The 17,377-nt window shown below is 71.5% G+C and carries 22 protein-coding genes, 1 pseudogene and 1 riboswitch; of the genes and pseudogenes, 12 read left to right on the top strand and 11 right to left on the bottom strand.

What is annotated here, in order from left to right; genetic code table 11:
* Window positions 1–888 (bottom strand): RNA polymerase sigma factor (locus H0488_RS14205; RefSeq protein WP_246372132.1); only part of this gene is annotated, 888 nt, incomplete at its 3' end.
* A gap of 55 nt (window positions 889–943) precedes the next feature.
* Window positions 944–1,312: a YciI family protein gene (locus H0488_RS14200; RefSeq protein ID WP_183099921.1), complete on the bottom strand. Its 369-nt coding sequence runs from the start codon at window positions 1,310–1,312 to the stop codon at window positions 944–946.
* Window positions 1,313–1,472: 160 nt separating this feature from the next.
* Window positions 1,473–1,626: riboswitch (SAM riboswitch) on the top strand.
* A gap of 9 nt (window positions 1,627–1,635) precedes the next feature.
* On the opposite strand from H0488_RS14200, the gene thrC reads away from it, so the two are divergent.
* The 11 genes from thrC (at window position 1,636) to H0488_RS14145 (ending at window position 9,747) form a co-directional block, all read left to right on the top strand.
* Entirely contained in the window at window positions 1,636–2,916 is a 1,281-nt protein-coding gene (gene thrC / locus H0488_RS14195) for a threonine synthase (protein ID WP_446685620.1), read from the top strand.
* A 35-nt stretch (window positions 2,917–2,951) separates the two neighbouring features.
* Window positions 2,952–3,227, top strand: coding sequence for a MoaD/ThiS family protein (locus H0488_RS14190; protein WP_183099920.1), 276 nt, complete (start codon window positions 2,952–2,954; stop codon window positions 3,225–3,227).
* Between the two features lie 14 nt (window positions 3,228–3,241).
* On the top strand, window positions 3,242–3,712 hold the full coding sequence (locus H0488_RS24160; RefSeq protein WP_183099919.1) for an OsmC family protein: 471 nt from the start codon (window positions 3,242–3,244) through the stop codon (window positions 3,710–3,712).
* Window positions 3,713–3,748: 36 nt separating this feature from the next.
* On the top strand, window positions 3,749–4,084 hold the full coding sequence (locus tag H0488_RS14180; RefSeq protein WP_183099918.1) for a cupin domain-containing protein: 336 nt from the start codon (window positions 3,749–3,751) through the stop codon (window positions 4,082–4,084).
* 20 nt (window positions 4,085–4,104) lie between these two features.
* On the top strand, window positions 4,105–4,968 hold the full coding sequence (locus H0488_RS14175) for an ATP-grasp domain-containing protein (RefSeq protein WP_183099917.1): 864 nt from the start codon (window positions 4,105–4,107) through the stop codon (window positions 4,966–4,968).
* A 144-nt stretch (window positions 4,969–5,112) separates the two neighbouring features.
* Window positions 5,113–5,340: a FitA-like ribbon-helix-helix domain-containing protein gene (locus H0488_RS14170; RefSeq protein WP_183099916.1), complete on the top strand. Its 228-nt coding sequence runs from the start codon at window positions 5,113–5,115 to the stop codon at window positions 5,338–5,340.
* Window positions 5,337–5,750 carry a type II toxin-antitoxin system VapC family toxin gene (locus H0488_RS14165; RefSeq protein WP_183099915.1) on the top strand — a complete coding sequence of 138 codons (414 nt, stop codon included), beginning with the start codon at window positions 5,337–5,339 and terminating at the stop codon, window positions 5,748–5,750. Before H0488_RS14170 ends, H0488_RS14165 begins: the two co-directional genes overlap by 4 nt.
* 247 nt (window positions 5,751–5,997) lie before the next feature.
* Complete coding sequence (groL, locus tag H0488_RS14160) at window positions 5,998–7,626, top strand: chaperonin GroEL (protein ID WP_183099914.1); 1,629 nt, start codon at window positions 5,998–6,000, stop codon at window positions 7,624–7,626.
* Between the two features lie 123 nt (window positions 7,627–7,749).
* Complete coding sequence (locus H0488_RS14155) at window positions 7,750–8,511, top strand: hypothetical protein (RefSeq protein WP_183099913.1); 762 nt, start codon at window positions 7,750–7,752, stop codon at window positions 8,509–8,511.
* An 88-nt stretch (window positions 8,512–8,599) separates the two neighbouring features.
* Window positions 8,600–9,139 carry an RNA polymerase sigma factor gene (locus H0488_RS14150; protein WP_183099912.1) on the top strand — a complete coding sequence of 180 codons (540 nt, stop codon included), beginning with the start codon at window positions 8,600–8,602 and terminating at the stop codon, window positions 9,137–9,139.
* A complete protein-coding gene (locus tag H0488_RS14145; RefSeq protein ID WP_183099911.1) occupies window positions 9,139–9,747 on the top strand; it encodes a hypothetical protein in 609 nt (202 codons plus the stop codon). Before H0488_RS14150 ends, H0488_RS14145 begins: the two co-directional genes overlap by 1 nt.
* Before the next feature lie 27 nt (window positions 9,748–9,774).
* Here the strand turns inward: H0488_RS14145 and H0488_RS14140 are convergent, their stop codons facing one another.
* Genes H0488_RS14140 through H0488_RS14105 form a run of 8 tightly spaced genes read right to left on the bottom strand, consistent with a single transcriptional unit; the run spans window position 9,775 to window position 15,704 of the window.
* Window positions 9,775–10,485: a hypothetical protein gene (locus H0488_RS14140; RefSeq protein WP_183099910.1), complete on the bottom strand. Its 711-nt coding sequence runs from the start codon at window positions 10,483–10,485 to the stop codon at window positions 9,775–9,777.
* Window positions 10,482–11,390 carry a VWA domain-containing protein gene (locus H0488_RS14135; protein ID WP_183099909.1) on the bottom strand — a complete coding sequence of 303 codons (909 nt, stop codon included), beginning with the start codon at window positions 11,388–11,390 and terminating at the stop codon, window positions 10,482–10,484. Before H0488_RS14135 ends, H0488_RS14140 begins: the two co-directional genes overlap by 4 nt.
* Window positions 11,387–12,433 (bottom strand): vWA domain-containing protein, encoded by a 1,047-nt coding sequence (locus H0488_RS14130; protein WP_183099908.1) that lies wholly within the window; start codon window positions 12,431–12,433, stop codon window positions 11,387–11,389. The genes H0488_RS14135 and H0488_RS14130 overlap by 4 nt, the downstream gene beginning before the upstream one ends.
* A gap of 5 nt (window positions 12,434–12,438) precedes the next feature.
* Window positions 12,439–12,912, bottom strand: a complete 474-nt coding sequence (locus H0488_RS14125) for a hypothetical protein (RefSeq protein ID WP_183099907.1) — start codon at window positions 12,910–12,912, stop codon at window positions 12,439–12,441.
* Window positions 12,896–13,033, bottom strand: a complete 138-nt coding sequence (locus tag H0488_RS14120) for a hypothetical protein (RefSeq protein ID WP_183099906.1) — start codon at window positions 13,031–13,033, stop codon at window positions 12,896–12,898. The genes H0488_RS14125 and H0488_RS14120 overlap by 17 nt, the downstream gene beginning before the upstream one ends.
* On the bottom strand, window positions 13,023–13,811 hold the full coding sequence (locus H0488_RS14115; RefSeq protein ID WP_183099905.1) for a DUF58 domain-containing protein: 789 nt from the start codon (window positions 13,809–13,811) through the stop codon (window positions 13,023–13,025). Before H0488_RS14115 ends, H0488_RS14120 begins: the two co-directional genes overlap by 11 nt.
* 13 nt (window positions 13,812–13,824) lie before the next feature.
* Complete coding sequence (locus H0488_RS14110; protein WP_183099904.1) at window positions 13,825–14,844, bottom strand: AAA family ATPase; 1,020 nt, start codon at window positions 14,842–14,844, stop codon at window positions 13,825–13,827.
* A gap of 29 nt (window positions 14,845–14,873) precedes the next feature.
* A complete protein-coding gene (locus H0488_RS14105; RefSeq protein WP_183099903.1) occupies window positions 14,874–15,704 on the bottom strand; it encodes an RDD family protein in 831 nt (276 codons plus the stop codon).
* Between the two features lie 82 nt (window positions 15,705–15,786).
* Between H0488_RS14105 and H0488_RS14100 the strand changes: the two genes are divergently transcribed.
* A complete protein-coding gene (locus H0488_RS14100) occupies window positions 15,787–16,791 on the top strand; it encodes a stage II sporulation protein M (RefSeq protein ID WP_312856342.1) in 1,005 nt (334 codons plus the stop codon).
* Here H0488_RS14100 and H0488_RS14095 read toward each other — a convergent pair.
* A pseudogene (locus H0488_RS14095) lies at window positions 16,788–17,377 on the bottom strand (DUF58 domain-containing protein); the annotation flags it as partial. The gene H0488_RS14100 and the pseudogene H0488_RS14095 sit on opposite strands and share 4 nt — an antisense overlap.

The following is a 17,377-nucleotide window of genomic DNA, read 5'->3' as shown; positions in this document are numbered from 1 at the left end:
GATCCGGTCCCACGCCGTGTCGGCGGGGTCGGCCGCGATCGCGTGCTCGGCCGCGATCAGCGCCTGCAGCAGGTACGGCGCCGGCGGGGCCGCCGTGAGGGGACGCAGCAGGTCGAGCGCCTCGCCGATCTCGGCACCGTGCCAGAGCGACCGGTCCTGGTCGGGCAGGAGGACCGGGTGGCCGTCGGCGATCCGCGCGTCCCTTCGCGAGTGCTGGAGCAGCATCAGCGCCTGGAGCGCGGCGAGCTCGCTGTCGTCGTACGGCAGCACGGTGCGGAGCACCCGCACCAGCCGGATCGCCTCACCGGCGAGCTCGGCGCGTACCAGGTCGGGACCGGAGCCCGGCGCGTAGCCGGCCGTGAACGCCAGGTAGGCGACCTCGGCCACCACGCCGACCCGGTCGACGAGGTCGGCGCCCGTCGGGACGGCGAACGTCTCGCCCGCCAGCTTCTTCCGGGCCCGGGTGAGCCTGGCCGCCATCGTCGGGGTGCTCTGCAGGAAGAGTCGCGCGATGTCGTCGGTGCTGATGCCCAGGACCAGGCGGAGGGTGAGCGCGGCGGCGGCCTCCCGCGACAGCCGGGGGTGCGCGCAGAGGAGCACCAGCCGCAGTCGTTCGTCGAGCAGCACGTCGCCCGGGTCCGCCAGCACCTGCTGCGCCTGCGCGGTCAGCTCGGCGTCGACCGCGAGGAGCGGCATCGACCGCGCCAGCGCCTCCTCGGACCGGAGCCGATCCAGCACCCGGCGGCGGGCCGCGGTGAGCAGCCAGCCCGCCGGGTTGCGGGGGACCCCCTCGGTGGGCCACGTGCGCGCGGCCGCCTCGAACGCGTCGGCGAGCCCGTCCTCGGCCAGGTCGAGCCGGCGGAAGCGGGCGACGAGCAGGGCCAGCAACCGGCCCCACTCGTCGCGCAGCGCCCGGTCGAGCGCCGTACCGACGCCGGTCAGCTCATGCCTCGCCGCTGTGGTCGACCGCGGCGCGCACCTCGACCGGCGCGCTGCCGGGCTCGGTGAGGATCGCGCACACCTGGACCAGGTCGTCGAGGTCGTCGGACTCGACGACGTAGAAGCCGCTGAGCTGCTCGACCGTCTCGGCGTAGGGCCCGTCGGTGACGACGACCCGGCCGTCGGCCTCCCGTCCGACCTTCCGGGTGGTGCGGGAGTGGGTCAGCTCCGCGCCGCCGGCGACGGTGTGCCCGCGCTCGGCCAGCGCCCGGCTGAACTCCTCGTGCTTCGCGAACACGGCTGCTTGCTGCTCAGGGGTCGCGGCTTCCCACTCGTCCTCGTTCCCGGGCAGCAGTACGACGTACGTGGTCATGATGGGATCCTTCCTCTGTCGGTCCGGTCTGTCACGGCCATGACGCGCGAGCTCGCCCGCGATCGACAGGGCAGTTCCGCAATCTCGGATCGTGGACAGGGATCTCGCATGTCGGGATTCCGATTCGTGGTCAGACGCAGCCTGCCGATAGTTTGGGAACCGCTCATCCAGAGGGACTGAGGGAACGGCCCTATGAAGTCCCGGCAACCGCCACGAGCCTCCGCCTCCCGGCCATCCAGACCGACCGGGGAACGGACGTGGAACACGGTGCCAAATCCGACCCGGTGCGACGGACGTGCCGGGGCAGATGAGAAGGAGGAACCGTGAGCACTGTCGTGACCGAGGACTGTCAGGTCGAGCCGGTCGCCGGCCCCCGTGAGGGAGCGTTCGGCAACGCCGTCGCCCTCCAGTGTCGGGAGTGCGGCCACCAGGTCGGCCTGGGCCCCTTCTACGCGTGCCCGGAGTGCTTCGGTCCGCTCGAGGTCGCCTACGAGCTCCCGGCGATCAGCCGCGAGGAGATCGAGGCCGGCCCGCGCAACATCTGGCGCTACAAGGCGCTGCTGCCGGTGCCCTCCGACATCGAGGAGAGCCCGAACATGGAGCCCGGCTTCACCCGGCTCCTCAAGGCGCACAACCTCGGCCGCGAGCTCGGCATCGACAACCTCTGGGTCAAGGACGACTCGACCAACCCGACGAACTCCTTCAAGGACCGCGTGGTGGCCTGCGCCCTCAGCGCTGCCCGTGAGCTCGACGCCAAGGTCTTCGCGTGCCCCTCGACCGGCAACCTCGCCAACGCGGTCGCCGCGGCCGGCGCCCGGGCCGGCATCAAGACCGTGGTGTTCATCCCGAGCAACCTCGAGCAGCCCAAGCAGGTCAACTCGGCGATCTTCACCGAGAACCTGGTCGCCGTCGACGGCAACTACGACGACGTCAACAAGCTGGCCTCCGAGATCGCGGGCGAGGAGGACGGCTGGGCGTTCGTGAACGTCAACGTCCGGCCCTACTACGCCGAGGGCTCCAAGACGCTCGGCTACGAGATCGCCGAGCAGCTCGGCTGGCGCCTGCCCGACCAGATCGTCATCCCGGTCGCGTCCGGCTCGCAGCTGACCAAGGTCGACAAGGCCTTCCAGGAGCTGATCAAGCTCGGCCTGGTCGAGGACAAGCCGTACCGCGTGTTCGGGGCGCAGGCCGAGGGCTGCGGCCCGGTCGCCACGGCGTTCAAGGCCGACACCGACGCGATCCGTCCGGTCAAGCCCGACACCATCGCCAAGAGCCTCGCGATCGGCAACCCGGCCGACGGCATCTACGTCCTCGACATCGCCCGCCGCACCGGCGGTGCGGTCGAGGAGGTCACCGACGACGAGATCCGTGCCGGCATCGTGCTGCTCGCGCGGACCGAGGGCATCTTCACCGAGACGGCCGGCGGCACCACGCTCGCGGTCACCAAGAAGCTGGTCGAGACCGGCGTCCTGGACCCGACGAAGGAGACCGTGGTCATCAACACCGGCCACGGGCTCAAGACCCTCGACGCGGTGTCGGGTCAGGTCGGTCCGGCAGCCACCATCGCGCCGTCGTACGCGGCCTTCAAGGCCACCGGCCTCTAACGAGCCGGCACCTCACGAGAGAGAGAAGCAGCGAAATGAGCGTCAGTGTCCGGATCCCGACGATCCTGCGCACCTACACCGGCGGCGAGTCCGAGGTGAGCGCCACCGGCGCCAACCTGGCCGAGGTCCTCGACGACCTGGACGCGAACTTCGCCGGGATCAAGGGCCGGATCCTCGACGAGGACGGCAAGCTCCGCCGCTTCGTGAACGTCTACGTCGGCAACGACGACGTCCGCTTCCAGCAGGACCTCGCGACGCCGACCCCGGACGGCACCGAGATCTCGGTCATCCCTGCGGTCGCCGGCGGCTGAGCCGCACCGGCCCGGTGACGGACCACCACTACGCCCTCGGGGTGACCTGGCAGGGCAACCTCGGGACCGGCACCAGCGGCTACCGCGACTACAGCCGCGACTGCCTGCTCACCGCCGACGGCAAGCCCGACCTGCTCGGTTCCTCCGACGTCCCGTTCCGCGGTGACGGCAGCCGGTGGAACCCGGAGGAGCTCCTGCTCGCGGCGCTGTCCCAGTGCCACCTGCTGTCCTACCTGCACTCGGCGGTCAACCACGGGATCGTGGTGACGGCGTACGCCGACGCGCCGGTCGGGACGATGAGCCGGGTCGGCCAGGGCGGCCACTTCACGTCGGTGGTGCTGCGGCCGCGGGTCACGATCACCGACCCGACGCAGGTCGAGCTCGCCCGGGCGATCCATCGCGAGGCCAGTGAGAACTGCTTCATCGCGGCCTCGGTGAACTTCCCGGTCACCCACGAGCCGGAGACGGTGCTCGCCACCGCGTGAGGGCCTGGGTCTGGACGTGGCTGCCATGATGGATCGATGGAGAGCCGATCGCTGACCACCTTGGCCGCTGAGCAGGTCGAAGCCGCGCGAGCGGCGTCGAGCGGGCGCGCGGCCGTGACCGTGCACGGCGGGCAGGAGCACGACCTGCGCCAGACGGTGATCGCGCTCGCTGCCGGTCGCTCGCTCGGTGAGCACGACGCGCCGGGCGAGGCGACGCTCCAGGTCCTCAGCGGTGAGGTCCGGCTGCACGCCGGCGAGGAGACCTGGGCCGGCGCGGAGGGTGACTACCTCCTGATCCCGCCGCACCGTCACGATCTCGAGGCGGTCACCGACGCGGCGGTGCTGCTCACGGTCGCCACGCGCGCCGGCTGACGCCCGCGTAGGGTGCCTCGGTGCCCACGGTCCTCCTCGTCACGTTCAACCTGATGCCCGACGGCGAGCCCGGCGGCGCCGTCCTGGTGCCTGCGCTCGCGGAGCGGGGGATCGACGCCCGGTGGGTCTGCTGGGACGACCCGGACGTCGACTGGGCAGCGGCCGACCTGGTCGCCGTACGGTCGACCTGGGACTACCACCGACGACTGCCCGCGTTCCTCGCGTGGTCGCGGGAGGTCGAGCAGGTCGCGCCCCTGCTCAGCGGGGCCGACGTGTTCGCGTGGAACGCCGACAAGGCCTACCTGGTCGAGCTCGCCGAGGAGCTGCCGGTGGTGCCGACGGCGCTGCTCGACGACCACACGTTGATCACGGGTCTGGCCGCCGCCTTCGAGAGCTGGGGCACGGTCGTGGTCAAGCCCCGCACCGGCGCCGGCGGCCGCGGCGTCGTGGTCGTGTCGGGACTCGACGACTGGAGTCTCTTCGACCTCGCCGCGGGTCCCTGGGTGGTGCAGCCGCTCGTGGAGTCGGTGCGCACCGCCGGCGAGACCTCGGTCTACGTCCTCGGTGGCCGCGCCGTCGCGCAGGTCGACAAGTCGGTGGCCGCCGGTGCCGAGGGGGAGGTGCGGGTGCACGAGATGTACGGCGGCAGCAGCCGGCCGGTCCCGCTCGACCCGGATCGAGCGAGAGTCGCCGAGCACGCCGTACGCGTGGCCGCCGCGCTGCGCGACGCCGATCTGGCGTATGCCCGCGTCGACCTCATGCTCTGGGACGGGGCCTGGGTGCTCAGCGAGCTCGAGCTGATCGAGCCGGGCCTCTACCTCGACGTCGACCCGAGCATCGCGGAGCCGTTCGCCGACCTGGTGGCCGAGCGCCTGAAGGTGTGATCCGGCAGCCCGTCAGTCACCAGGTGACTGGTCGGCTGCCCGATCAGGTGGAGACCTTCCAACCACCGTGCTCTTCGACTCCCGGCAGACTGCTCGCTTCCGAAAGCGCTAGCATTGACAGCAGATCTGGCGAGGAGGGTGCAGATGGCGACGATCACGGTGCGCAACGTTCCGCCCGATGTGCAGCGCGCGCTCAAGAAGACGGCCGCAGCTCACGGTCGGTCGATGGAGGCCGAGGTTCGGGCCATCCTCGAGAGCTCCGTGCGCCGCGGTGCGGCCGTCACGGCGTGGCTCGCGGCTGCCCGCGACCTCCGGGGAGATGAACTCGAGCTGCCCGAGCGATCTCTGCCGCGCGCCGTCGACATCTCGTGATCATCCTCGACACGAACGTCTGGTCCGAGCCGTTGCGCGAGCGACCCGATCCCCACGTGTTGGAGTGGGTGGAGTCGAACGCCGCGTCCGCTGCGCTGACGGCGGTCACGATCGCGGAGCTTCAGTACGGCGTTGCCCGTCTGCCGACGGGTCGTCGGCGGTCCGGGCTGGAGACCGCTGTGACGGAGCTGATCGTTAGCGTCGGCGATGCGGCGCTGCCCTTCGATGCTCCTGCCGCAACGGAGTACGCCGCAATCCGTGCGCAGCGCGAGGCGATGGGCAGGCCGATCTCGGTCGAGGACGGGATGATCGCCGGCATCGCGCGCGCACACGGGGCGGCCGTGGCGACCCGCAACGTCAGCGGCTTCGAGGGCGTCGACCTGACGCTGGTCAACCCGTGGACGGATTGAGCCATGACCTGCGGGCGCTGCGGCTGCCCGCGTCGCCGGACTGAGACCGCCCCCGCTGCTTGCACTCTCAGGGGTCGAGTGCTAAACATGACGTTGGCACTCTCCTAGGGAGAGTGACAGAAACCCCGGCTCGGGGAGTCGAGGTCAGCAGCGTCGGTGGGAAGGGTCCGCCGGATCGGTCTGGCCGTCCGTCGCGGGCGACGATCCGGGCCCTCAGACATCTCTAATGCGAAGGATCGCAGGAGTTATGCCGAAGCTGATTGCTTTCAACGAGGAGGCCCGGCGCGGTCTCGAGCGAGGAATGAACACCCTCGCCGACGCCGTCAAGGTCACCCTCGGTCCCAAGGGCCGCAACGTCGTGCTCGAGAAGAAGTGGGGAGCCCCCACGATCACCAACGACGGTGTCTCCATCGCCAAGGAGATCGAGCTCGAGGACCCCTACGAGAAGATCGGCGCCGAGCTGGTCAAGGAGGTCGCGAAGAAGACCGACGACGTCGCCGGTGACGGTACGACGACGGCGACCGTGCTCGCCCAGGCGATGGTCCGCGAGGGCCTGCGCAACGTGGCCGCGGGTGCCAACCCGATGGGTCTGAAGCGCGGCATCGAGGCTGCCGTCGAGGCCGTGTCCGAGCAGCTGCTCGGCATGGCGAAGGAGATCGAGACCAAGGAGCAGATCGCCTCCACCGCGTCCATCTCCGCGGCTGACACCACCGTCGGCGAGATCATCGCCGAGGCGATGGACAAGGTCGGCAAGGAGGGCGTGATCACGGTCGAGGAGTCGAACACGTTCGGCCTCGACCTCGAGCTCACCGAGGGCATGCGGTTCGACAAGGGCTACATCTCGGCCTACTTCGTCACCGACCCGGAGCGCATGGAGACGGTGCTCGAGGACCCCTACGTCCTCATCGCCAACTCCAAGGTCAGCAGCGTCAAGGACCTGCTGCCGCTGCTGGAGAAGGTCATGCAGTCGGGCAAGCCGCTCATCATCATCGCCGAGGACGTCGACGGCGAGGCTCTCTCGACCCTGGTCGTCAACAAGATCCGCGGCACCTTCAAGTCCGTCGCCGTCAAGGCCCCGGGCTTCGGTGACCGCCGCAAGGCCATGCTGCAGGACATCGCGATCCTGACCGGTGGCCAGGTCATCTCCGAGGAGGTCGGCCTCAAGCTCGAGTCCGCCGGCCTCGAGCTGCTCGGCCAGGCCCGCAAGGTCGTCATCACCAAGGACGAGACCACCATCGTCGAAGGTGCCGGCGACGCCGGTCAGATCGAGGGTCGGGTCAACCAGATCCGCGCCGAGATCGAGAAGTCGGACTCCGACTACGACCGCGAGAAGCTGCAGGAGCGCCTCGCCAAGCTGGCCGGCGGCGTGGCCGTCATCAAGGTCGGCGCGGCCACCGAGGTCGAGCTCAAGGAGCGCAAGCACCGCATCGAGGACGCCGTTCGCAACGCGAAGGCGGCCGTCGAGGAGGGCATCGTCGCCGGCGGTGGCGTCGCGCTCGTCCAGGCGGGCACCCAGGCGTTCGCCAAGCTGGAGCTGACCGGCGACGAGGCCACGGGTGCCAACATCGTCAAGGTCGCCATCGAGGCACCGCTCAAGCAGATCGCGATCAACGCCGGTCTCGAGGGCGGCGTCGTGGCCGAGAAGGTGCGCAACCTGGAGCCCGGTCACGGTCTCAACGCGGCCACCGGCGAGTACGTCGACATGATCGCCGAGGGCATCATCGACCCCGCCAAGGTGACCCGGTCGGCGCTGCAGAACGCTGCGTCCATCGCCGCGCTGTTCCTGACCACCGAGGCCGTCGTGGCCGACAAGCCGGAGAAGGCGCCCGCCATGGGCGGCGACCCGTCCGGCGGCATGGGTGGCATGGACTTCTGACGAAGTCCGCATCGACGCAACACCCACAGGGCCCCTCGCTTCGGCGAGGGGCCCTGTGGCATGTCGGGTGAGCGGCCGCGGCCGGGTGTTTGGCTCCGCGCCCGCCCCGGGATGATGGTGTTCGTGAGCATCCTCCGAGCCGGCGCGATCCGGCGCACCGTCGTCGTACCCGCGCTGGTCCTCGCCACGATCTTCGGCCTGAGCGGCGTCGTCGCGGCGCCGGCCACCGCCACCGACGCGACCTGCACCACGAATGCGCACTGGACCGTCACCCGGTTCGCCCCCAACACGCCGTGGCAGCCGATGCCGAGGTCGATGACGCTCACGTGGGGTGGGTATGGCGCCCTGATCGGCGAGCTCGACGCCGACTGCACTGGCGGCACCGACTCGGATGTCGGGATCATCCGGCCCGGCAACCCTCGGATCCAGGTGTCCTACGATCGCGGCGACAGCTGGCACACGATCTACGAGAACCACCAGATCTTCTGGGAGGGCAAGGGGATCATCCGGCGCTCTGGCTGGTTCCGGATCGCCTATCGGGGCGGAACGTCGTCCGCCAACGACCGGTGGTACGGCTCGAAGTCCTCGGTCGTGAAGGTGGGCGTCCGCCGCCGGGCGACCACGAGTCTGGCGAATGCCCGCGACGGCGCCGTCGCCACGGTTCGCATCGCTCCGGCCACGAGCATCCGAGGGATGAGTGTCCGGTACCAGGTCAAGCGGGCCGGCAAGTGGCGGCTCTACCAGCGAGCCCACGTGTCGCGGCGCGGTGTCGCGCGGGCCTACTTCCCGCCCGCTCGTCTCGGCGACACCTACCGGGTCGTCCTGCCCCACGGTCGCGGCATGGTGCGGTCGGTGGTCGGACCCAAGGTCGTTCGGCGAGGCTGACCAGGTCGCCGACCGGGCGATCACGGCTCGGATCCGCCGACGCCGACGATCGTGAAAGGAGCGTCCCGCTGCCGGACAGGGTGGGAGTGTGGAGACCGTGTCCGATGCCGAGCGGGAGATCCGCTTCACCCGCCTGGCGCACGAGGTCGGCGAACCGCTGCGGCGCTACGTCGTACGGCGGGTGGATCCGGCGGCCGTCGACGACGTGTTGGCGGACGCCTTCCTCGTGCTGTGGCGCCGGCTCGACGACGTACCGGCCGACGACCCGCTGCCGTGGGCGTACGCCGTCGCGCGCGGCTGCCTGGCCAACGCCCGGCGGGCCGCCCGCCGTCACCTCGGGCTGGTCGAGCGGATCGGCCGGCTCGACCCGCCGCGCCCGCCTGCGGAGGACGACGAGCATCCCGAGCTGCGGGCCGCGTTGGCGGCGCTGCCGCGCGTGGACCGCGAGGTGGTGATGCTCTGGGCGTGGGAGGAGCTCGCGCCGCGGGAGATCGCGACCGTCACCGGGATGACGCCCAACGCCGTGAGCATCAGGCTGCACCGGGCCAAGAAGCGACTGGCGGAGGAGCTGGAGCGAAAGATCGGGGACGGTGCCGGACAGGAACCGGGTGACGGGAGGAGGCGGTGATGGACGAGCAGGAGCTGAAGGCCCGGATGCGGGCTGCCGATCGTGCGCGGGACGCAGCACCCGCTGACTCGTGGATCGACGACCTGGCGGAGGCCACGATGACGAAGACGAACGACGAGCAGCCGCGCGGGCGGCGTACCTGGGTGCTGGCGGCGGCCGCCGCCGCGGTGGTCGCGACGGTCGGGGGAGGCGCCTTCGCGCTGACCCAGGACGACGACGGCGGGAACGGGCAGGACGAGGCCGTGGCGGCCGAGCGGCCCGAGGAGCTGGCACTGAGCCTGCCCGAGCCCAACGCGATGCAGATGTGCGTCGAGTTCTCGCCCGAGGTGCTGGCGCCGCTGAAGGTCGCCTTCTCGGCCGAGGTCGAGGACGTGGAGGGCGACACGGTGCGGCTGGTGCCCGACCACTGGTACCGCGGGGACACCGGCGCCGACGTGGTCGTCCTGACCGCGGGTAGGCCCGAGGTGCTGTTGGAAGGTGGCATCACCTTCGAGGAGGGCAAGCGCTACCTGGTCAGTGCCGACGGCGACCAGGTGGCGACCTGCGGTCTCAGCGGGCCGTACACCGACGAGATGGCTGCGGCGTACGACGAGGCGTTCGGCGACTGACGGACAGCTGACCGGCGTCGGCGCCGGTCACCAGTGGTACTGCGAGAAGTCGCGCTCGCGGTTGGAGTCCTCGTACTCCTGGCCGTCTTCGACGGCCTCGTCGTTGCGCTCCTCGAGCTCGCGCTCCTTGCGCTCCTGCTCACGCTGCTCCTGCTGGTCCTGCGGGCTCTGCTGCTGGTCCTGCTGCTGCTCGTCCTTCTCCTCCTCTTCCTGCTGCTGTTGTTGCTGCTGCAGCTTGTCGCGCAGGCGCTGGTCGACGGCTGCGGCGTCCTCGGTCTGGTCCTCGCCGCGGCCGGAGTCCGTCGGGCAGCGGCCCTCGGCGAGGACGTCGATGCCCGCCTGCCACTGGCCGATGGCCTCGTCGGCGTCCCCTGCCTCGAGCGCGGCGTCGCCGAGCGACTCGTGGGCGAGCGCCTGGTTGATCCGGACCGTGCACTCGTCCTCGGCCGGAACGTCCTCGAGCGCCACGGTGTAGAGCTCGATCGCCTCGTCCAGGTCGCCCTCGGCGTGCCGGGCGGCGCCCTCGTCGAACGCCGCGATCCACGGCTGGAACCAGTTCAGCGAGCGGTTGGCCGCGAACTCGTCGGCTGCGGCCAGGTAGTCGGCGTCGTCGAACTGGCCGCGACCGTCGCGGTCGTGGGAGAGCATGGTGACCGCCTTCGCGGCGAACGCCAGGGCGACCAGCGCGGGCAGGATGCCGGCGAGGACCAGGACGACGCGGAGCCGGGTGCGGGTCACGAGGCGACCTCCTTCCGGGCGGGCTGGAGCGCCGTGTGCGAGGTCCACAGCGCCCGCCACCACGACCGCAGCTCGAGCAGCACCAGCGCCAGCAGGAGCAGGCCGAAGACCCAGGTGAGGTCGTGCTCGGCCGGGGCGCCGTCGCTCTCGTCGTAGGCGTACGTCGCCTCGAAGTCGGCCGCGATCGCGTCCATGCCGCCGGGCGCGGTGCGGTGGGTGTAGTCGATGGCGAGCTGGTCGGCGATGGCCTGCAGGTTGTCCTCGTCGATCCGGGAGATCGCGTCCTCGTTGCGGTCCTGGTCGTAGACGTAGCCGTCGTCCTCGGAGAGGTCGTCCGCCTCCGGCATCCGGGCGCCTTCGTCGGTGCCGTAACCGAGCACGATGCCGCCGTCGACCAGGTCCTCGAGCTCCTCGAACGAGCGCTGGTCGCTCCCGGTGGTGTTCTCGCCGTCCCCGACGAGGACGACCATCCGGCGGCGGTCCGGGTGCTGCTCGTCGGCACGCTCGAGGATGTCACGCATCGCGTCCAGCGGCCGGTCGGCCGCCGAGCCGCTGCCGTCGAAGGGTCCCTCGAGCCGCAGGGTCTCGACCGCCGTCCCGAAGGTGAGGGTGTCGCTGGTGAACGGCAGCTCCAGCGCGACGTCGGCGCCGTAGGTCAGCAACGCGAACCGGGCGCCGGGCAGCGCCTCCGCGAGCGCGGCCAGGTCGGCCTGGGCACCGTAGATCCGCGGGCCGCCCTGGTAGTCGAGGGCGGCCATCGACCGGGTCCGGTCGACGACGACGAGGATCTCGATGTCGGCGACCTGGCCGGGGGCTGCCCGGGTACCGAAGCCGGGCTGCAGCAGCACGACCACGAGGGCGGCGACGATCGCGACCCGGCGGGCGAGGACGAGGGCGGTGCTCACGGCTTCGCCCGCCGGCCGGCGAGGGTGATCAGGCCCTGGGCGAGCCAGACCAGGCCGAGGAGGCCGACACCGAGCGCGGACAGGACCTGGCCGGTGCGCGGCTCGTCGAGGGTCTGCACCAACGGCGGCCGTTCGATCTTGGCGGCCTCGAGCTCGTTGATCTCCTCCACCACGTCCTCCGCCGAACCGCCGGTGCCGAGCTGTGCGAAGGTGCCCCCGGTGGTCGATGCCGCGGCCTGCAGCCCGTCGATGTCGCCGTCGCGGTCGGGCTCGCCCGGGTTGGCGATCACGTGGACGACCACGTCGTCCGCGGCGGCGTACTCGCCGGCCTCGCGGAGGTCGTAGATGCCGCGCCCGCGCTGCTCGCCGTCGGTGGCGAGCACCAACGCCCGGCCGCGGTCCTCGTCGAGCCGGTCGAAGCGCTGCACGCAGGAGACCAGGCCGTCGGCGACGAGGGACGACTGGTACTCGCGCTCCTCGCTCAGCGTGCCGGCGGTGTAGTCGGCGAACTCCTCGCTGAGATAGATCTCGCTCCAGCCCGCGAACGCCGCCTCGGCCTCGTCGAGCCGGTCGAGCACGAACCCGTAGTCGTCGGTCAGCGGGATCTTCGTCAGCGCGGCGTTGTTCCACACCGTCAGGCCGATCCGCTCACCCTCCAGGCCCTCGACGATGTCGCGGAACTCCTGCACCACGTCGACGTTCCACGGTGCGGTCGACCCCGACGCGTCGAGGCAGAGCATGATGTCGCGCACCGCCTCGTCGCGGTCCATGACCTGCGTCTCCTGGACCCGGCCGCCGAGCACGATGCCGCCGGCACAGGCGACCAGCGCGGCGACCGAGCCGAAGCCGCCGAGCAGCCGGCGGCGGACCAGCAGGATGCGGTAGCGGGGGAGCGACCGCAACCTGCTCGCATGGGCGACGTACGACGCGTCGCGCGGGTGTCGCCCCCACCAGATCCGGACCCACCCGGCGAGCAGCACGACGACCAGCAGCGCGAGCAGCACGACGAGCCACGGCCACTTCAGCTCGCTGTCGCTCGTCATCCAGGTCAGCTCCACGACGCCACCAGCTGCCGCGCTTGGAGGACCGCCTGGTCGAACCGCTCCTGCGCCTGCCCCACCTCGTCGGGAGCGAACTCCGGCGGGTACATCAGCTCGATCGCGTCGGTGAGGGCCCGGGGCGCCTCGCGGCGGAAGTCGGCCAGCGCCATGGTCGGTGCCGGGAGTGGGCTGACCGCCCCGACGTAGGAGCGGACCGTCTCGCTGAGCTGCTGGTGGCCCTCCCGTGCGGCGAGACGGCCGGAGCGCACCTCCGCCTCGATCCGGTCGATCCGCTCCAGGTGCTGCTGTCGGGCCGACGGCACGTCGGCGCGCTCCCACCCGGACGCTCCGACCCGGCGCTCGCGGGTGAACCAGAGGACCGCGAGGTAGTACAGGGCCACCAGGGTCAGGCCGAGCAGGGCGATCCACAGCCAGCGGTCGCCGTACGCGACCGGGCCGGTGAACTCATCGCCGGCGGGCATGGCGGTGCCTCTCCAGGACGCGGAAGACGGCGGAGATCGCGGACTCGGTGTCCCGGACCCGTTCGTGCACGACGCCGAGCTGGTCGAGGCGGCGGCGCAGCTGGGACTCCTCACCGGCCACGAGGGCGGCGTACTCCTGCTGCAGCCGGGTGTCGCCGCGCAGCCAGCCGGGGACCTCGGTGCCGGCGTCGACGTCGACCAGCCGCCGGGGGGGCCGCGCCGTGGCCGTTGGTCGACGCACCTGCGGCGAGCGTCGGGTCGAGGTCGCCGATCGTGAGGAACAGGACCTCGTGCTGGGCGGTGAGCCGGCGCAGCGACTCCGCGAGCTCGTCGGACACGTGGGTCTCGTCGGACACCACGACCAGGATCGTCCGGCGGCGGATCGCGCGGGCCACGTAGTCGAGCACGGCGGTCAGGTCGCTCGCCGGTCCGTCGGGGGTGATCGCGTCGTGGACCAGCCCGAGCAGCCGCTCGAGGTAGACCTCGCCGCTGTCGGGCGGGCGCGCGTGCTGGCGGCGCGCGTCGCCGTACACGAGCGCGACCAGGTCGCCGTGCCGGACGGCGAGCCAGCCCATCACGCCCGAGACGAACACCGCCAGCTCGCGCTTCGACACCTGCGCGTCGTTCATCGCCGCCATGCTGCGCCCGGTCGAGACGGCGAGGACGATGGTGTGCTTGCGCTCGGCGACGTAGCGGCGGATCAGCAGCGTCCGGGTGCGTGCCGACGCCTTCCAGTCGATGTCCTTCACGTCGTCGCCGCGGACGTACTCGCGCAGGTCGTTGAAGTCGATGCCGCGCCCGACCTGGATCGCGGCGTACTCGCCGTGCAGGAGGCCGCGCACCTTCCGGTGGGCGTGGATCGAGAGCCGGGTCTTGACGCGGGTGAGGTGGGCCGTCATCGGACGACTCCCGTCATGGTGTCGGAACGGCGCGGAAGACCGCGTCGATCACGCTCTCGGGCCGGACCCGGTCGGCCAGTGCCTCGAAGGTGAGGTGGATCCGGTGCCGGAGCACGGCGTGCCGCAGCTCGCGGATGTCCTCGGGGATCACGTAGTGGCGACCCTGGATGACGGCCATCGCCCGCGCGGCCTGGAAGAAGGAGATGCTGCCGCGCGGGCTGGCGCCGAACTCGACGTACGCCCCGAGGTCGGGGCCGAGCAGCTGGCCGACGTGGCGGGTGGCGCGCACCAGCGCCACGACGTAGCGGCGGATCGCCGGGTCGACGTAGACCCGGCGCACCAGGGCCTGCAGGTCGACGATGTCGCTGATGGAGGCGACCGGCGCGAGCTTGTCGGCGTGCTGGCCGAGCGTGTCGTCACCGATCCGGTCGAGCACCATCAGCTCGTCGTGCTCCTCGGGGTAGTCGACGACCTCCTTGAGCAGGAACCGGTCCATCTGGGCGTAGGGGAGGAGGTAGGTGCCCTCCTCCTCGATCGGGTTCTGCGTGGCGAGCACCATGAACGGGGTGGGGAGCGGGTGGATCGTGCCCGCGATGGACGTCTGGCGCTCCTGCATCGCCTCCAGCAGCGCTGACTGGGTCTTGGCGCTGGAGCGGTTGATCTCGTCGAGCAGCACGAAGTTGGCGTGCACCGGCCCGAGCTGGGTCTCGAACTCGTGGCGACGCGGGTCGTAGACCTGCGTCCCGATGATGTCGCTGGGCAGCAGATCCGGGGTGCACTGGATGCGGGAGAACTCAGCGCTGACCGCCTGCGCGAGCGTCGACGCCGCCAGCGTCTTCGCCAACCCCGGCACGCTCTCGAGCAGCACGTGGCCCTCGGCCAGCAGGGTCACCAGGAGCGCCGTACGGGTCCGCTCCTGACCGACGACCCGACTCGAGAACGCCGTGGAGATCCGGTCGATCGCGTCGCTCGCCTGGGCGACCTCGACGGCGGTGAGCGGGGTGCTCGGCTGGACGGTCCGGGTGGTAGTCATCGGTGCAAACCTAGCGGTGGGTCGGTCGCTCAGTCCCGGGCTGCGAGCCGCGAGCGGAACTCGTCGTCGCGCCGGAGCCGGGCGAGGTCGCGCTCGCGACGCTCCGCGATCACTGCGGCGAGAACGAGGTCCACGGGCGCGCCGGCGGGAGGCGCCGGCGCGACGTAGCGGCGTACCTCTGAGAGCAGGTCGGTGCCGACGCGGTGCCGCGAGTGCGGGTCCAGGGTGGGCAGCCGCCCGAGGTACTGGCGTACGGCGAGCGCGAGGCCGGTCGGCAGCGTCGCCAGGTCCGTGCTGCGGGCCCACTGCGCGAGCTCGCGGGGCATCGGTGGGGGGAGCGGGAGCCGGAGCGTGACCCGGTCGCGCACGACGTAGGTGCCGGCCGCGTAGTCGCCGAGACGCTTGCCGCGCTGGCTGAGGAGCATCGAGAAGAAGGCCGGCACCCCGGAGAACGCGTAGATCTCGACGAACCCGATCAGGGCGCGGACCAACGCGTGGTGGAAGGTGATCGGGCCGGCGTCGTCGCGGACCGTGCGCAGCCCGAGCGCCAGCTTGCCGAGCGACCGACCGCGGGTCAGCGTCTCGACGACCGTCGGATAGATGAGGAAGGTCGCCACGATCGCGGCGATCGCCGCCACGTCGACCAGCGCGTCCGACACGTTGACGGTGGCGATGAAGAGCACGATCAGGCTCACGAAGAAGACCACCAGCGTCACGACGAAGTCGATCAGCCCCGACGCCAGCCGCAGGCCGAGGCTGGCCGGCGGCAGGTCGAGGGCGACGCCCTCGCCGGTGACGAGGTCGTCGGTCGTGATGGTCGCGAACTCCGCCGTCGAGCGGGCCACGGGCTGGGTCGACATCACCTCAACTCTAGGCGCCGCTGGTTGAGGTGCGAGCGAAGCGAGCCTCGAAACCAGGGCCCCACGCCGTACTCTTGCGCCCGTGCCGCGCATCGACCTCGACGCCTACGTCGTCGCGCACTCCCACGAGTGGGCGCGGCTCGACCAGCTGGTCCGGGCCCGCGGCCTGAGCGGACCGCAGAGCGACGAGCTCGTCGACCGCTACCAGCAGGTGGCCACCCACCTCTCGGTGATCCGCACGTCGGCGCCGGACGCGGAGGTCGTCGCCTACCTGTCGTCCCTGCTGGGCCGGGCCCGGATCGCCATGCTGGGCGCGCGGGTGCTGAGCTGGCGCGCTGCGGGTCGCTTCTTCACCGAGCAGTTCCCGGCGGCGCTCTACCGGATGCGCTGGTGGTGGCTGGGCTGCCTGGCGGGCAACATCGTCCTCACCGCGGTGCTGATGTGGTGGCTGCTCGACCACCCTGAGGTCGAGCAGACGCTGCTCTCGGCGGGCGAGGTCGACGACCTCGTCAACAACGACTTCGAGAGCTACTACAGCGAGAACGCCGCCAGTGCCTTCGCGACCCGGGTCTGGGTCAACAACGCCTGGGTCGCTGCGCTCTGCATCGCGCTCGGGATCCTCGGGCTGCCGGTCCTCTACCTGCTGTTCCAGAACGTCCTCAACATCGCGGTGATCGGCTCGATCATGACCCGGCACGACCGGGCCGACCTGTTCTGGGGGCTGATCCTTCCCCACGGGCTGCTCGAGCTGACCGCGGTCTTCGTCGCCGGCGGCGTCGGGCTGCGGTTGTTCTGGTCGTGGGTCGAGCCGGGCAGCGTCAGCCGGGGCGTCGCCCTCGCCCAGGCCGGCCGGACAGCCGTCACCTGCGCGCTCGGCCTGGTCGCGGTGCTCTTCGTCAGCGGCATCATCGAGGCGTTCGTGACGCCGTCGCCGCTGCCCACCTGGGCGCGGATCGCGATCGGCGTGCTGGCCGAGGTCGCGTTCCTGCTCTACGTCTTCGTGCTCGGCCGCCAGGCCGCCCGCCGGGGCCACACCGGCGACATCAGCGCCGACCTGCTCGAGGACCGGGTCGCGACCCAGGACTAGAGCAACCCTTGTGCCTTGAGCGCCAGGTAGTGGTCCGCCAGCGCGGGCGGCAGGTGCTCGGCGTCGGCGTCGACGACCTGCACGCCGAGGCGGTTCAGCACCTCGGTGGTCCACTCGCGCCGGCGTACCTCCTGCTCGGCGGCGGCTGCGTCGTAGACCTGGTCGACGGTGCCGCGCTCGTCGGCGAGCCGGTTGAGCTCGGGGTCGCGGACCGAGGCGAGGACGACCCGATGGTGGCGGGTGAGCGCCGGCAGCACCGGGAGCAGACCCTGCTGCACCGCGGACGGCTCCACCGGAGTCAGGAGTACGACGAGCGCCCGCTGCCTGCCGAAGCCCTGGACCGCGCCTGCGAGCGCGTCCCAGTCGGCCTCGGCGATGACCGGCTCGAGGTCGGCCATCGACTCCTGCAGCCGGGCGGCGATGTCGCGCGCCCCGGCGGCCCGGAGCCGGGCGCGCACCAGGCGGTCGCCGGCGATGAAGTCGACCCGGTCGCCGGCCCGGGAGGCCAGCGCCGCGAGTAGCAGCGCGGCATCCATGGCGGCATCGAGGCGCGGCACGCCGTCGGCGCCGCCGACCCGGGCGGCCG

Source organism: Nocardioides pelophilus (genome assembly GCF_014180685.1).
GTDB classification, from domain to species: domain Bacteria; phylum Actinomycetota; class Actinomycetes; order Propionibacteriales; family Nocardioidaceae; genus Nocardioides; species Nocardioides pelophilus.
This window is presented reverse-complemented; position numbering and strand designations above follow the sequence as displayed.